Origin of the sequence: Symbiobacterium terraclitae (assembly GCF_017874315.1) — a bacterium.
In the GTDB taxonomy this organism is placed as follows: Bacteria; Bacillota; Sulfobacillia; order Symbiobacteriales; family Symbiobacteriaceae; genus Symbiobacterium; species Symbiobacterium terraclitae.
Genome location: NZ_JAGGLG010000006.1, coordinates 1 through 13,058, shown reverse-complemented (window position 1 = coordinate 13,058; position 13,058 = coordinate 1). Strand labels below are relative to the sequence as shown.

Annotated in this window: 13 protein-coding genes; all 13 read left to right on the top strand. The window is 67.7% G+C overall.

Features of this window, described 5'->3' with window-relative positions:
• The first annotated feature begins 16 nt into the window (after nt 1-16).
• Genes J2Z79_RS04820 through J2Z79_RS04760 form a run of 13 tightly spaced genes read left to right on the top strand, consistent with a single transcriptional unit; the run spans nt 17 to nt 12,917 of the window.
• Nucleotides 17-367 carry an NADH-quinone oxidoreductase subunit A gene (locus J2Z79_RS04820; protein WP_209465735.1) on the top strand — a complete coding sequence of 117 codons (351 nt, stop codon included), beginning with the start codon at nt 17-19 and terminating at the stop codon, nt 365-367.
• Nucleotides 364-864, top strand: coding sequence for an NADH-quinone oxidoreductase subunit B (locus tag J2Z79_RS04815; RefSeq protein ID WP_209465734.1), 501 nt, complete (start codon nt 364-366; stop codon nt 862-864). Before J2Z79_RS04820 ends, J2Z79_RS04815 begins: the two co-directional genes overlap by 4 nt.
• Nucleotides 857-1,459, top strand: coding sequence for an NADH-quinone oxidoreductase subunit C (locus J2Z79_RS04810; RefSeq protein ID WP_209465733.1), 603 nt, complete (start codon nt 857-859; stop codon nt 1,457-1,459). Before J2Z79_RS04815 ends, J2Z79_RS04810 begins: the two co-directional genes overlap by 8 nt.
• A gap of 7 nt (nt 1,460-1,466) precedes the next feature.
• Entirely contained in the window at nt 1,467-2,675 is a 1,209-nt protein-coding gene (gene nuoD / locus J2Z79_RS04805; protein ID WP_245302173.1) for an NADH dehydrogenase (quinone) subunit D, read from the top strand.
• A complete protein-coding gene (locus J2Z79_RS04800; protein ID WP_209465731.1) occupies nt 2,676-3,386 on the top strand; it encodes an NADH-quinone oxidoreductase subunit NuoE family protein in 711 nt (236 codons plus the stop codon).
• Nucleotides 3,387-3,404: 18 nt separating this feature from the next.
• A complete protein-coding gene (nuoF, locus tag J2Z79_RS04795) occupies nt 3,405-4,682 on the top strand; it encodes an NADH-quinone oxidoreductase subunit NuoF (protein WP_209465730.1) in 1,278 nt (425 codons plus the stop codon).
• On the top strand, nt 4,679-7,132 hold the full coding sequence (gene nuoG, locus J2Z79_RS04790) for an NADH-quinone oxidoreductase subunit NuoG (protein ID WP_209465729.1): 2,454 nt from the start codon (nt 4,679-4,681) through the stop codon (nt 7,130-7,132). The genes nuoF and nuoG overlap by 4 nt, the downstream gene beginning before the upstream one ends.
• 1 nt (nt 7,133) lies before the next feature.
• Nucleotides 7,134-8,108 carry an NADH-quinone oxidoreductase subunit NuoH gene (nuoH, locus tag J2Z79_RS04785; RefSeq protein WP_209465728.1) on the top strand — a complete coding sequence of 325 codons (975 nt, stop codon included), beginning with the start codon at nt 7,134-7,136 and terminating at the stop codon, nt 8,106-8,108.
• Nucleotides 8,109-8,134: 26 nt separating this feature from the next.
• The gene (gene nuoI / locus J2Z79_RS04780; protein ID WP_209465727.1) at nt 8,135-8,623 is read left to right on the top strand and encodes an NADH-quinone oxidoreductase subunit NuoI; all 489 of its coding nucleotides are present in this window, start codon (nt 8,135-8,137) and stop codon (nt 8,621-8,623) included.
• A complete protein-coding gene (locus tag J2Z79_RS04775) occupies nt 8,620-9,126 on the top strand; it encodes an NADH-quinone oxidoreductase subunit J family protein (protein WP_209465726.1) in 507 nt (168 codons plus the stop codon). The genes nuoI and J2Z79_RS04775 overlap by 4 nt, the downstream gene beginning before the upstream one ends.
• Before the next feature lie 16 nt (nt 9,127-9,142).
• Nucleotides 9,143-9,454: an NADH-quinone oxidoreductase subunit NuoK gene (nuoK, locus tag J2Z79_RS04770; RefSeq protein WP_425353532.1), complete on the top strand. Its 312-nt coding sequence runs from the start codon at nt 9,143-9,145 to the stop codon at nt 9,452-9,454.
• 24 nt (nt 9,455-9,478) lie between these two features.
• Nucleotides 9,479-11,410 carry an NADH-quinone oxidoreductase subunit L gene (gene nuoL / locus J2Z79_RS04765; protein ID WP_209465725.1) on the top strand — a complete coding sequence of 644 codons (1,932 nt, stop codon included), beginning with the start codon at nt 9,479-9,481 and terminating at the stop codon, nt 11,408-11,410.
• Nucleotides 11,411-11,441: 31 nt separating this feature from the next.
• Entirely contained in the window at nt 11,442-12,917 is a 1,476-nt protein-coding gene (locus tag J2Z79_RS04760; protein ID WP_209465724.1) for an NADH-quinone oxidoreductase subunit N, read from the top strand.
• The last annotated feature ends 141 nt before the right edge of the window (nt 12,918-13,058 follow it).

The following is a 13,058-nucleotide window of genomic DNA, read 5'->3' as shown; positions in this document are numbered from 1 at the left end:
CGAAGGAGGCTGGCGAATGCATCCCTATCTGCCCTTGCTCATCTACTTGCTGGTCGCGCTCGTCTTTGCGGCCGCCATGAGCGTTCTGGGCACCAGTTTCGGGCGCAAGAAGCCCGAACCGTACAAGCTCCTGCCTTATGAGTCCGGTCATCCCACGGCCCCGTTTGCCGGGCGCTTCCCGGTGAAGTTCTACCTGGTGGCCATGCTGTTCGTCGTATTCGACGTCGAGACGGCGTCGTTCTACCCCTGGGCGGTCAACCTGCGCTCCCTGGGGGCGTTTGGACTCCTTGAGATGGTTACCTTCATGGCCGTTCTGGCCGTGGGCTATGCCTATGTCTGGAAGAAGGGGGGCTTCAACTGGCGATGAGCACGGACGGTGTGTTCAAGGACCAGGGTGGCTTCCTGACCACCACAGTCGACTCGTTCCTGCGCTGGGCGCAGGCCAACTCCGTGTGGCCGCTCACCTTCGGCCTGGCTTGCTGCGCCATCGAGATGATGAACCTGGCCTCGGGTCCGCGCTACGACATCGCGCGGTTCGGCTCCGAGGCTTTCCGTGCCTCTCCCCGGCAGGCTGACCTGATGTTCGTCTCCGGCCGCGTCTCCAACAAGATGGCGCCGGTGATCAAGCAGGTCTACAGCCAGATGCTGGAACCCAAGTGGGTGGTGGCGTTCGGGGCCTGCGCCTCGACCGGCGGCATCTTCGACAACTACGCCATCATGCAGGGCGTCGACAACATGCTGCCGGTGGACATCTACGTGCCGGGCTGCCCGCCGACCCCGGAAGCGGTCATCTACGCGGTGCAGAAGCTCCGCGATCAGATTCGCAAGGACGACCCGAGGGGAGGCGTAATCATCCGTGGCTAATGCGATGCACGAGCGGGTCGACGCCGCCCGCGAGCGCGTGATCAATGAGGTCATCCCCGCCCTGCTCGAGGCTTTCCCTGGCAAGGTCGAGGTCATCCCGATGACCAACGACCGGATCCCGCAGGTTTACGTCGCCAGCGACGTTCACCTGCCGGTGGCCCTGTGGCTCAAGGAGCGGGGCTTTCACATGCTGGTCGACATCACCGCGGTCGACTACTACCCCAAGCGGGAGCCGCGCTTTGAGCTGGTCTACCACCTCAGGGAGATGCCGGCCCAGGATCCGAAGGGCGCCAAGGGCCTCGGCATGATCCGGGTGCGCGTGAAGCTCGACGAGAGGGAGCCGGTGCACACCCTGAGCCACATCTGGGCCATGGCGAACGCGGCCGAGCGGGAGATCTGGGACCAGTTCGGCCTCAACATCGTGAACCACCCGAACCTGACCCGCATCCTGAACCCCGACGACTGGGAGGGCCACCCGCTGCGGCGCGACTACCCGCTGCGCGGCCCGCGCGCCCTCATCAGCCTCGAGATGCCCGCCGACGAGAACCGGTACCACCCGTTCGTCGAGACGGAGCCCGCCAAGGAAGGAGAGTAGGGTGAGCATGGCAGACGAACTGCACCTGGACGAGCAGCGGCCCGAGCGCATGCAGCTCTCCATCGGCCCGCATCACCCTGCGACGCACGGCGTCCTGCGGGTGAAGCTGGTGCTCGAGGGCGAGACCGTCGTCGAGGCTGAGCCCGAGACGGGCTTCCTGCACACCGGCATCGAGAAGACCGCCGAGCACCTCACCTGGAACCAGGCCACGACGGTCATGGACCGCATGGACTACCTGGCGCCCATCTCCAACAACACCGGCTACGTGATGGCCGTGGAGAAGCTGCTCGGCATCGAGGACCGCATCCCCGAGAAGGCCCGGGTCGCCCGGGTGATCCTGCTGGAGCTGAACCGGATCGCCTCGCACCTGGTGGGCCTCGGCACCGGTGGCCTCGACTACGGCAACATCGGCACGCCCATCTTCTGGGCGTTCGAGCTGCGCGACCGCATCCTCGACATCTTCGAGCACACCACCGGCCAGCGCATGAACCCCTCCTACATGCGGGTGGGCGGCCTGGCCTACGATCTGCCCCACAACTTCAAGGAGATGGTGGAGGAGTTCCTGAAGCTGGCCCCGAGCCGCATTCAGGAGCTCAAGGACGTCATGCTCTACAACCCGATCTTCATGGACCGGGCCAAGGGCGTCAGCGTCATCACCTACGAACAGGCCCTGCAGTACGGCCTCACCGGCCGCAACCTGCGGGTGACCGGCTCCGACTACGACGTGCGCAAGTATTACCCGTACCTGGGCTACGAGAACTACGACTTCGACGTACCGGTGTACACCGACGGCGACTCCTGGTCCCGGGTGGCCATCACCTTCGACGAGATGTTCGAGTCGCTGAAGATCATCCGCCAGGCGCTGGACAACCTGCCCTGGGACGACCGGCACATCATCGACGACCGGAAGCTGGTGCTGCCGCCCAAGCAGGAGGTCAGGCACTCGATGGAGGCCCTGATCCACCACTTCAAGCTGGTGCAGCACGGCTTCGACGTGCCGGCGGGCGAGGTCTACCAGGCCATCGAGTCGCCCCGCGGCGAGATCGGCTTCTACGTGGTCTCCGACGGCGGCAACAAGCCGATGCGGGTACGGGTCCGTCCGCCCTCGTTCTACGCCGTCTACTCGCTGCCGGTGCTCCTGCAGGGCCAGATGCTCGCCGACGTGGTCGGCGCCATCGCCACCATCGATCCCATCTTCGGGGAGGTGGACCGCTAAATGGCTGAACACGAGAAGAAGGCCACGGTTCAGGAGGTCCATCCGCCCCGCTGGCCGGAGACCTGCAAGGAGGAGGTGGCGGAGATCCTCCGCCGCTATCCTGAGGGCCGCGAGCGGTCGGCCATCCTGCCGCTGCTCCACCTGGCCATGCGGGAGCGCGAGGGGCGCTACGTCGCCCTCTCCGACATCGAGGCGATCGCCGAGATCTGCGGCGTCTCCCCCGCTTACGTCAACTCGGTCTGCTCCTTCTACTCCATGTTCAAGCGGCAGCCGATCGGCAAGTACCTGATCACCGTCTGCGGCAACATGGCCTGCCACCTGCTGGCCGGCGGCGACAAGCTGGTGCAGCACATGGAGCAGACCCTCGGCATCAAGGTGGGGGAGACCACGCCCGACGGCCTCATCACCCTCGAGGTGACCGGCGAGTGCCTGGCGGCGTGTGACCTGGCCCCCGTGATGCACGTGAACACCGAATACGTCGTGAAGATGACCCCGGCGAAGTTCGACGCCCTGGTGGCCGACCTGCGCGCCGGCAAGGGCCCCGACGCCTTCCTGGAGAAGCTGCCGCTGATGAACGGCGAGGACCAGGACACGTGGCCGGGCTTCGTCGATGCCCCCTGCGCCTGCCAAGAGGCCCGGGCCGCCGAAGAGGCGGAGGCCGCTCCGGCTGACGCCCCGAATGCGACCCCGGCCGAGGAGAAGGGCGAGTAACAAGGAGGCCGAGAAGCGATGCAGTTTGAACCTGTGCTCACGAAGGGCATCGGGAAGGTCGACCTGACCAACATCGATGTGTACGAGGCGCAGGGCGGGTATCAGGCGCTGCGCAAGGCGCTGACCTCCATGGAGCCCCAGGCCATCGTGGAAGAGGTCAAGAAGGCCAACCTGCGCGGCCGCGGCGGCGCCGGCTTCCCGGCCGGTGTCAAGTGGGGTTTCCTGCCGAACGACGGCCGCCCCCGCTACCTCACGGTCAACGCCGACGAGTCTGAGCCCGGCACCTGCAACAACCGCACCCTGATCTACGCCAATCCGCACCAGTTGATCGAGGGCATCATCATCACCGCCTTCGCCAACCGGATCACCCAGTCGTTCATCTACATCCGCGGCGAGTTCAAGCGCGGCGCGGAGATCCTCATGAAGGCCATCGAGGACGCCCGGAAGAAGGGCTACGTGGGCCAGAACATCCTGGGCACCGGCTTCAGCCAGGAGATCACGGTCCACCGCGGCGCCAGCGCCTACATCTGCGGCGAGGAGTCGGCCCTGCTGAACTCGCTGGAGGGCCGGCGCGGCGAGCCGCGGGTCAAGCCCCCGTTCCCGGCGGTGGTCGGCCTCTACGGCTGCCCGACCATCATCAACAACGTGGAGACCATCTCCAACGTGCCGCACATCGTGAAGAACGGGTGGGAGTGGTACACCAAGATCACCGCCAACCCGTCGAATCCGAAGTCCTGCGGCCCGAAGCTCTTCACCGTCTCCGGCTGCGTGCAGCGCCCCGGCAACTACGAGCTGCCCATGGGCGTCACGCTGCGCGAGGTGATCGAGACCGCCGGCGGTCTCCGGCCAGGCCGGAAGCTGAAGGCGGTGCAGCCCGGCGGCTCGTCGACGCCGATGCTCACGCCCGAGCACCTGGACGTGCCCATGGACTTCGAGTCCGTGGCGGCCGCGGGGTCGCTGCTGGGCACCGCGGCGGTGATCGTCTACGACGACACCGTTGACCTGGTGGACGTGGCGCTCTACTGGACGCGGTTCTACTCCCACGAGTCCTGCGGCCAGTGCACGCCGTGCCGCGAGGGCACCCACTGGCTGGAGCGGGTCTTCGCCCGCATCAAGGCCGGCGGCGGCACCGAGGGCGACCTGAAGATGATCGCCGACATGCAGACCCAGATGGCCGGCACCACGATCTGCGTGCTCTCCGACGCTGCGGTCACGTTCCCCGTCTCCCTGCTGAAGCTGTTCCCCGAGGAGCTCGAGCGCTATATCAACCGCGTGAAGGAGGTGCGGCCGGCGTGAGCGAGCAGCAGCTTGTCACCGTGACGATCGATGGTCGCACCGCGCGGGTTCCGAAGGGCACCCTGCTCGTGGAGGCGGCCAAGACCGTCGGCATCGAGATCCCCGTCTTCTGCTATCACCCGAAGCTGGACCCGGCCGGCGTCTGCCGCATGTGCCTGGTTCAGATCGAGAAGATCCCCAAGCCCCAGCCCGCCTGCACCACGCCGGTCACCGACGGCATGGTCGTCCACACCCAGACCGACCGGGTCGCCGATCTACGCCGGGGCGTGCTGGAGTTCCTCCTGCTGAACCACCCGCTGGACTGCCCGGTCTGCGACAAGGGCGGCGAGTGCGACCTGCAGGACCTGACCTTCGCCCACGGCCCCTCCACCAGCCGCCTGCTGGACGGCAAGATCCGCAAGAACAAGGCGGTGGAGCTGGGCAACTTCATCGTGCTCGACAACGAGCGCTGCATCCTCTGCCGGCGCTGCGTGCGCTTCGACGAGGAGGTCGCCACCGAAGGCAACCTGATCATCGAGGAGCGCGGCCACCTCAACACGGTGACCACGATGGAGGGGCAGGAGTACAACTCCTACTTCAGCGGCAACACCATCGAGCTCTGCCCGGTGGGCGCCCTCACCTCCGAGCTCTACCGGTTCAAGGCCCGCCCGTGGGACCTCTCCAAGGCGCCTTCGGTCTGCACCGGCTGCTCGGTGGGCTGCAACGTCAACCTCGAGTTCCGGCACGGCCAGCTGCTCCGGCTCACCAACCGGGAGAACCCGGAGATCGACAACGGCTGGCTCTGCGACCGGGGCCGCTTCAACTACAAGTTTGCACAGGCTGAAGCGCGCATCACCCGGCCCATGGTGAAGCGCGACGGGCAGTTTGTGCCGGTGACCTGGGCCGAGGCCTTCGCGGTGATCGCCGAGCGGTTCAAGGCCGTCGCCGCCGAGAAGGGCGGCAAGGGCTTCGGCGTCATCGGCGGCGGCAAGCTGACGAACGAGGAGGCCTACCTGCTCTCCAAGTTCGCCCGCCTGGCGCTCAAGACCAACAACATCGACCACCGCGTGACCGGCCAGGTCGTCGCCTCCGTCGGTACCTTCCCGGGCCGGCAGGCCGACCTCTCCTCGGCCCAGGCGATCCTCGTCGTGGACGTGGATCCGGCCGAGACCGCCCCGGTGATGGACCTGCGGATCCGGCGCATGGCCGACCGCAAGCTGGCGAAGATCGCCCTGATCGGCTCGGTGCTGCCCAAGTACCGCGGCCGGCACGCCCGCATCCAGCTGAAGCCCGGCGAGACCGCCGGCGTGCTGCGGGCCCTGGCCGCCGTCGTCGGTGGGGCCAAGCCCGCGGCGTCCGGCGCTGACCCGGAGACCCTGAAGGAGATGGCCGCCCTCATCGGAGGCGGCAAGCGGGTCGCCGTGGTCTGGAGCGGCGAGAACGCCCAGACGGGCCGGGCGCTGCTCGAACTGGCCGCGGCCCTGAAGTCGGCCGGCAACCCGGTCTCGATCCTGGTGCCCGGTGCGCAGAACAACAGCCGCGGCGCCGAGGCCATGGGTGTGCTGCCCGGCTACCTGCCCGGCTTCAACAGCGCGTCCGACAGCCGCGGCCGCGACGCGGTGGCGGGCGTCTGGACTACCCGGAGCCTGCCCGCCGAGGCCGGCCTCGACACCGCCGGCATGCTGAAGGCCGCCGCCGAGGGCCAGATCGATGCCCTCTACCTGGCCGGCGCCAACCTGATGAACACCTACCCCGACCGGAACCTGGTTCAGGCGGCCCTGGAGAAGGCCTTCGTGGTCGTCGCGGACCTGTTCATGAACGAGACGGTCGCGCTGGCCGACGTGGTGCTTCCCGCCGCGACCCTGGGCGAGAAGACCGGCTCCTACACCGCCCTCGACGGCGCCGTGCAGACCGTCAAGGCCGCCAAGCGGCTCGAGGGCCAGGCGCAGCCTGACGGCGACATCCTCGTGGGCCTCGCCGCCGCCCTGGGCGTGAAGATCGCCTCCTCGCCGGCCGCCACCGCGGCGGAGATCGCCCGGCTGGTCGGCAAGCTGGAGGAGGGCACCGTGCTGAAGGGCGCCCCGGTCTCGCTGCTGCAGGGTGCGGCCGCCGAGAGCGAGCCCGCCCGGGCGGCCGGCGAGAACGAGCTCTGGCTGGTGCCGGTGGACCGCCTCTACGCCGGCGGTTCCACGGCGCAGTTCGACGCCGAGTTCAACCACGTGCTGCCGAAGGCGGCCGCACTCTTCAACCCCGCAGACGCCGCCCGCCTCGGGATCGCCGAGGGCGACCGGGTGGAGCTGGCGGCGGGCGAGGCGAAGCTGGCCCTCACCGCATCGGTCGACAAGCGGGTGGTGGCCGGCACCGTGCAGGCGATCCGGCGCCTGAGCACCGCTCCCGTGAATGCGCTGACCCGTGGCTCCGCCCCGGTGGCCGTCTCCGTGGCGAAGCTGGCAGTGGAGGTGGCGGACTGACATGATGACGCTGCTGATCATGCTCGTGAAGGCGCTGGTGCTGGCCGTCTCCGTTACGCTGACCGTCGCCGTCTTCCTGCTCTTCATGCGGAAGTTCCTCGGCTACTTCTCCTACCGGCTCGGCCCCGTCAAGGTCGGCCCGTGGGGCGTGCTGCAGCCGATTGCCGACGTGGTGAAGATGCTCTTCAAGGAGGACATCGTCCCGGAGAAGGCGGACCCGCTGATCTACCGGCTGGCGCCGATCATCGCCTTCTTCACCGCGCTGGGCGTCTGGGTCGTCATCCCCTGGGCCCCGCGGGGCGAGTGGTCGGTGATGGCCGACCCCAACGCCGGCGTGCTGGTGCTGCTGGCCGTCTCGTCGATGAGCGTCTACGGCGTCGCCCTCGGCGGCTGGGCTTCGCAGAACAAGTACGGCCTGCTGGGCTCCATGCGCTCCACCGCCCAGATGATCTCCTACGAGCTGGCCATGGCGATGGCGCTCCTGGGCGTCATCCTGCTGTCGGGCTCGGTCTCGATGTTCGACATCGTGGAGAGCCAGCGGAACCTGATCAACCTCGTGCCGCAGTTCCTCGGCTTCCTGGTCTACTTCACCGCGAGCCTCGCCGAGGCCGGCTGGACGCCCTTCGACCTGCCGGAAGGCGAGACGGAGCTCGTCGGCGGCTACCACACCGACTACGGCGGCATGCGGTTCGGCCTCTTTTTCCTGAGCGAGCTGACCCACGCCGTGAACTCCGCCGTGCTGACCACCACGTTCTTCCTCGGCGGCTACAACCCGTGGTTCGGCCTCAGCTTCATCCCCGGCTTCGCCTGGTTCCTGATCAAGGTCTGCTTCATGCTCTTCGTCCTCTACTGGATCAAGTGCACCTTCCCCCGCTTCCGCTACGACCGGCTGATGGTCTTCGGCTGGAAGGTGCTGCTCCCGGTGGCGGCCCTGAACCTGGTGGGCACGGCCATCTACGTCGCCCTGTGGGCGTAGCCCGCAGGTAGGGGAGGTGTTCTGACATGAATGGACTCGCGGCGATCGCCAAGGGCATGGCGACGACCCTGAAGGTCCTGTTCCGCAAGAAGGTAACCCTGAACTATCCCGACGTAAAGCGGGTGCGGCCTCCGCGCTTCCGGGGCCGGCACGAGCTCCGGATGTACGAGAACGGGCTGGAGATGTGCGTCGGCTGCGAGCTGTGCCAGGTGGCCTGCCCGGCGGCGGCCATCACGGTGCTGGCGGCCGAGAACGACCCCGACAACCCGCACAGCCCCGGCGAGCGGTACGGGTACAAGTACCAGGTGGACCTGCTCCGCTGCATCTTCTGCGGCATGTGCGAGGAGGCCTGCCCCACGGAGTGCCTGCACCTTACGCAGGAGTACGAGCTGGCCGACTTCACGCGGGAGTCGCTGATCCTGCAGAAGGATCAGCTGCTGAACCGGAATCCCTCGGGCTTCAAGGTTCCCCTGAACGTCTACCCCCCGTTCCGGCGTAAGGCGGTGAACTCATGAACCTCCTCTTCATCGTTGCGGGGCTGATGGCCGTCGCCGGCATCCTCGGGGTGATCCTGGCCAAGCAGCCCGTGCACCAGGTGATCGCAACCGTCTTCAGCTTCGTCGGGCTGGCGGCGCTCTACCTCAGCCTGCAGAGCGAGTTCCTCGCGGTGATCCAGCTGATCGTCTACGGCGGCGCCGTCATGATCCTCTTCCTGTTCGTGATCGCGCTGCTCTCGGCCCGCAAGGACCCGGTGGAGAAGGACGCCGGCAAGCTGACCCGCTCCGCCATCGCCGGCTTCTCGGTGGGCGGCGCCCTGCTGGTGATGCTGGGCATCGTCGGCCTGTTCGGCGCCGAGGGCGGCAAGGGCTGGACGCAGGTGCCCGGCCAGTTCGGCACGGTGCGTGAGTTCGGCTACCAGCTGCTCACCACGTATGTGTTCCCGTTCGAAGTGATCGCATTCATCCTGATGGTGGCCGTGATCGGGGTCATGATCCTCGTCGGCCGTCAGAAGGCGTAGGGGGGAGGAGAGCCAGATGATGCCCGCATTCGCGCTGAATGCCTACGTCGCCCTCTCCGCCGTCCTGTTCGCCCTCGGCGGCATCGGCGTCCTGGTGCGGCGCAGCCCGCTGGCCATGCTGATGTCCATCGAGCTGATGCTGAACTCGGCCAACCTGCTGTTCGTCGCCTTCGGCCGCGCCCACGGCGGCTACGAGGGCCAGATCATGGCCTTCCTGGTGATCACCGTCGCCGCCGCCGAGGTGGCCATCGGCCTGGCGCTCACGGTGCTGCTGTTCAGGCGCCGCGAGCACGCCGACGTGGACGAGATCACCGAGCTGAAGCGCTAATCCACCCGGGAAGGAAGTGTGACCATGGACCTCGCCTGGATGCTGCCGGCCATCGTCGTCGTCCCGCTCCTGAGCGCGGCGATCGTGGGCTACTTCCGGAACACCTGGTCGAAGACCACGGTGTCCTGGGTGGCCTGCGGCTCCGTCGCAGCCGCGTTCGCGATGGTGGTGGCGCTGGCGGTGCAGTACTACGGCGCCGCCGGTACGGAACCGATCCGCTCCGCCCTCACCTCCTGGGGCGCCGTGGCGAGCCTCGGCCTGGTGGCCGACGGGCTCTCCATCTGGTGGGCGCTCGTCGTCACCGGGGCCGGCCTGCTGATCCACATCTACTCCACGGCCTACATGCGGGATGACGAGTCCTACGGCCGCTTCATGGCGAAGATGAACTTCTTCATCTACGCCATGTCGCTGCTGGTGCTCTCGGACAACTTCATCGGCCTGGCCATCGGCTGGGGCTGCGTCGGCCTCGCCTCCTACATGCTGATCGGCTTCTACTTCACGAAGCCCTCGGCGCAGAACGCCGCCATCAAGGCGTTCGTCATGAACATCATCGGCGAGGCGGGCCTGTTCGCGGGCATCGCGTTCATCTACGCCAACTTCGGCTCCTTCAAGTTCACCGATGTCTTCGGCGCCATCGCACAGGGCCAGGGCAGCAACGCCGCCCTCAACCTGATCGGCCTGCTGCTGCTGATCGGCGCCGTGGCCAAGTCGGCCCAGCTGCCGCTGCACACCTGGCTCCCGTACGCCATGGAGGGCCCGACCCCGGTGTCGGCGCTCATCCACGCCGCGACCATGGTCACGGCCGGCGTCTACCTGGTCTCCCGGGCCCACCCGATCTACGAGATGGCCTCCGGCGCGGCCCTGGCCGTCGCCTGGGTGGGCGGCCTGGGCGCCCTCTTCGGCGCCCTGGTGGCGGCCGGCCAGTTCGACATCAAGCGGGTGCTGGCGTTCTCGACCCTGTCCCAGATCGGCTACATGTTCCTGGCCAACGGCCTCGGCGCCTACGTGGCCGCTGACTTCCACTTCTTCACCCACGCCTTCTTCAAGGCCGGCCTCTTCCTCACCGCCGGCATCGTGGTCCACCATTACAACGGCGACCAGGACATCCGGCACATGGGCGGCCTCTGGTACCGCGACCGCTTCGCCGCCATCTGCTTCGGCGTCGCCGCCCTGGCCCTGATCGGCCTGCCGCCGTTTGCCGGCTTCTTCTCCAAGGATGAGATCCTGCTGGCGGCCTACCACGAGCACCAGTGGGCGCTCTTCGTCATCGCCGTGCTGGCGGCCGGCATGACGGCCTTCTACAACGTGCGGCTCTTCAGCCTGGTCTTCCTGGGCGACGCTTGGGCGCCGGCGGCCAAGGTCGTCGGCAAGAAGAAGGGCCGGGCGCAGGCTGCCGTGCACGCCCACGACGCACATGCCCACCACGATCACCACCACGAGACGCCTGCCGCCATGAAGTGGCCGGTGGCCATCCTGGCGGTGCTCTCGGTGGTCTCGGGCTGGCTCTTCTTCGGCCACTACCAGCTCTCCGCCCTGGAGCCGGCCTTCCCGACCTTGGAGCTGCACGCCGAAGCCATCAACCCGCTGGTGGCCGGGCTCTCCGTGGCGGTGGCTCTCATCGGCGGCGCCGTCTCCTGGTACCTCTACCGGCCCGACGGGCTGCGCCGGGCGGTCGAGCTCGATCCGCTGCACAAGCCGGGCATTCTGTACAACATGTTCTATGTGGACACCCTGTACGATTACCTGTTCGTGCAGCCTGCGAAGGCGATGGCCGAGTTCGTCGGCGACCTGTTCGATCCCCGGGCGATCGACGGCGTCGTCAACGGCCTGGGCGCAGTGGCCCGGGAGCTGGGCGGCATGCTGCGCCACTGGCAGAACGGCCTGGTTCGCTCCTATGCGCTCACCGTCTTCGGCGGCGTGGTGCTGGTGGTCGCGTACTACGTGTTCTACGTATAAGCACCCGGTGGTCATGTAAGGAGGGGCTCGCGTGCCTGTCGATCTCAACTTCACGATAGCGGCGCCGCTCCTGGCGCTGGCCGCCGGGGCGCTGCTGATCCTGCTGCTCGACCTGTTCTTCGACTACAAGAAGATCCAGGCGGCCATGTACTTCACGGCCATCGGCGCCGTGCTGGTCGCCGGGTACTACCTGCTGCCGCTCTGGCAGGGTGCGGCCGAGCCGTCCGGCTTCGCGGGCATGCTCGTGATGGACCGCTTCGCCGCCGTCTACGGGCTGGTGCTGCTGATCGCCGCCCTGCTGGCGGTCCTGCTCTCCGTCGGCCGGCTGCACGAGGACCGGTCCGGCTACCTCGCCCTGCTGCTCTGGGGCGCCATGGGCATGGTGCTCCTGGGCGGCGCCGGCAACCTGATGGTGATCTTCCTGGGCATCGAGCTGCTTTCGCTGGCGCTGTACGTGATGATCGCGTTTGCGCCCGAGCGCACGGCCGCCCGGGAGGCCGCCTTCAAGTACTTCGTGCTCGGATCGGTGGCCGCCGCCTTCCTCATCTTCGGCTTCGCCCTGATCTACGGCGCCACGGGCAGCATGTCCATCGCCGGCATCGCTGAATCGGCCCGTGCTTTCAGCAGCGAGGGCTCCTGGGCGGTTGGGCTCTACTACAAGGTGGGCGTTGGGCTCGCCATCGTCGGCCTCGCCTTCAAGATGGCGCTGGTGCCGTTCCACATCTGGGCGCCTGATGTCTACCAGGGCTCGCCGACGCCGGTGACCGCTTTCATGGCCATCGGCACCAAGGCGGCCGCGTTTGCCGCCATGGCCCGCCTGCTGGTCGCTGCGGTTCCCGCCGAGTACCAGCCGTCCTTCCTGCTGCCGCTCTCGATCCTGGCCTTCGCCTCGATGATGCTGGGCTCGACGGTGGGCATCTGGCAGAGCGATCTGAAGCGGCTGATGGCCTACTCGGGCATCGCCAACGCCGGCTACCTGATCATGGCGATCCCCGGCCTCGGCCTGGACGGGCTCTCTGCCGCCGCGTACTACCTGGCCGCCTACGGCTTCGCCACCATGGGCATCTTCGCCGTGGTGCGGATCCTGGAGGCCGAGGGGGTGGACGGCTCGCAGATCGCCAACCTGAAGGGGCTCTTCTACCGGAAGCCCTGGGTCGGCGCCTGTCTGGCCCTGCTCTTCTTCGGCCTGGCCGGCATCCCGCCGGCGGGCGGCTTCGTGGGCAAGTTCCTGCTGGCGATCGCCGCGGTGCGCGGCAGCGCCTGGATCGTGCTGACCGGTCTCATCCTCTCCACCGGCATCTCCGCCTACGTCTACCTGAAGGTGATCGGCACGGCCTTCACCCGCACGAAGGCGGCGCCTGTGGCGGAGGAGGGGGCCGAGGTGTACGCCCCCGCCCGCACCGCCGCCGAGGTGGTGCTGGTCATCGCCACGGTGGGTACCCTGCTGCTGGGCGTCCTGCCCGGGCCGGTCTCCGAACTGGTACGGGTGGCGCTGGCCGGAATGTAAACGCATACGAAGGCCCGGGCGAGCCACTGGCTCGCCCGGGTTTTCTGCGGTGCGCCCAGCATGGGCGCTGACTTGTTGGTGAAAGTCCAATACGGGCGAGGTGGCACCAGCCCGTTAGCCAAAGGCAAGGGCTGCCCAGTA

Bases quoted from the DNA above. Each gene is read 5' to 3' on its own strand.
- J2Z79_RS04820 (WP_209465735.1), top strand. From the start codon at position 17: ATGCATCCCTATCTGCCCTTGCTCATCTACTTGCTGGTCGCGCTCGTC.
- J2Z79_RS04815 (WP_209465734.1), top strand. From the start codon at position 364: ATGAGCACGGACGGTGTGTTCAAGGACCAGGGTGGCTTCCTGACCACC.
- nuoD (WP_245302173.1), top strand. From the start codon at position 1,467: ATGGCAGACGAACTGCACCTGGACGAGCAGCGGCCCGAGCGCATGCAG.
- J2Z79_RS04800 (WP_209465731.1), top strand. From the start codon at position 2,676: ATGGCTGAACACGAGAAGAAGGCCACGGTTCAGGAGGTCCATCCGCCC.
- nuoF (WP_209465730.1), top strand. From the start codon at position 3,405: ATGCAGTTTGAACCTGTGCTCACGAAGGGCATCGGGAAGGTCGACCTG.
- nuoH (WP_209465728.1), top strand. From the start codon at position 7,134: ATGATGACGCTGCTGATCATGCTCGTGAAGGCGCTGGTGCTGGCCGTC.
- nuoI (WP_209465727.1), top strand. From the start codon at position 8,135: ATGAATGGACTCGCGGCGATCGCCAAGGGCATGGCGACGACCCTGAAG.
- J2Z79_RS04775 (WP_209465726.1), top strand. From the start codon at position 8,620: ATGAACCTCCTCTTCATCGTTGCGGGGCTGATGGCCGTCGCCGGCATC.
- nuoK (WP_425353532.1), top strand. From the start codon at position 9,143: ATGATGCCCGCATTCGCGCTGAATGCCTACGTCGCCCTCTCCGCCGTC.
- nuoL (WP_209465725.1), top strand. From the start codon at position 9,479: ATGGACCTCGCCTGGATGCTGCCGGCCATCGTCGTCGTCCCGCTCCTG.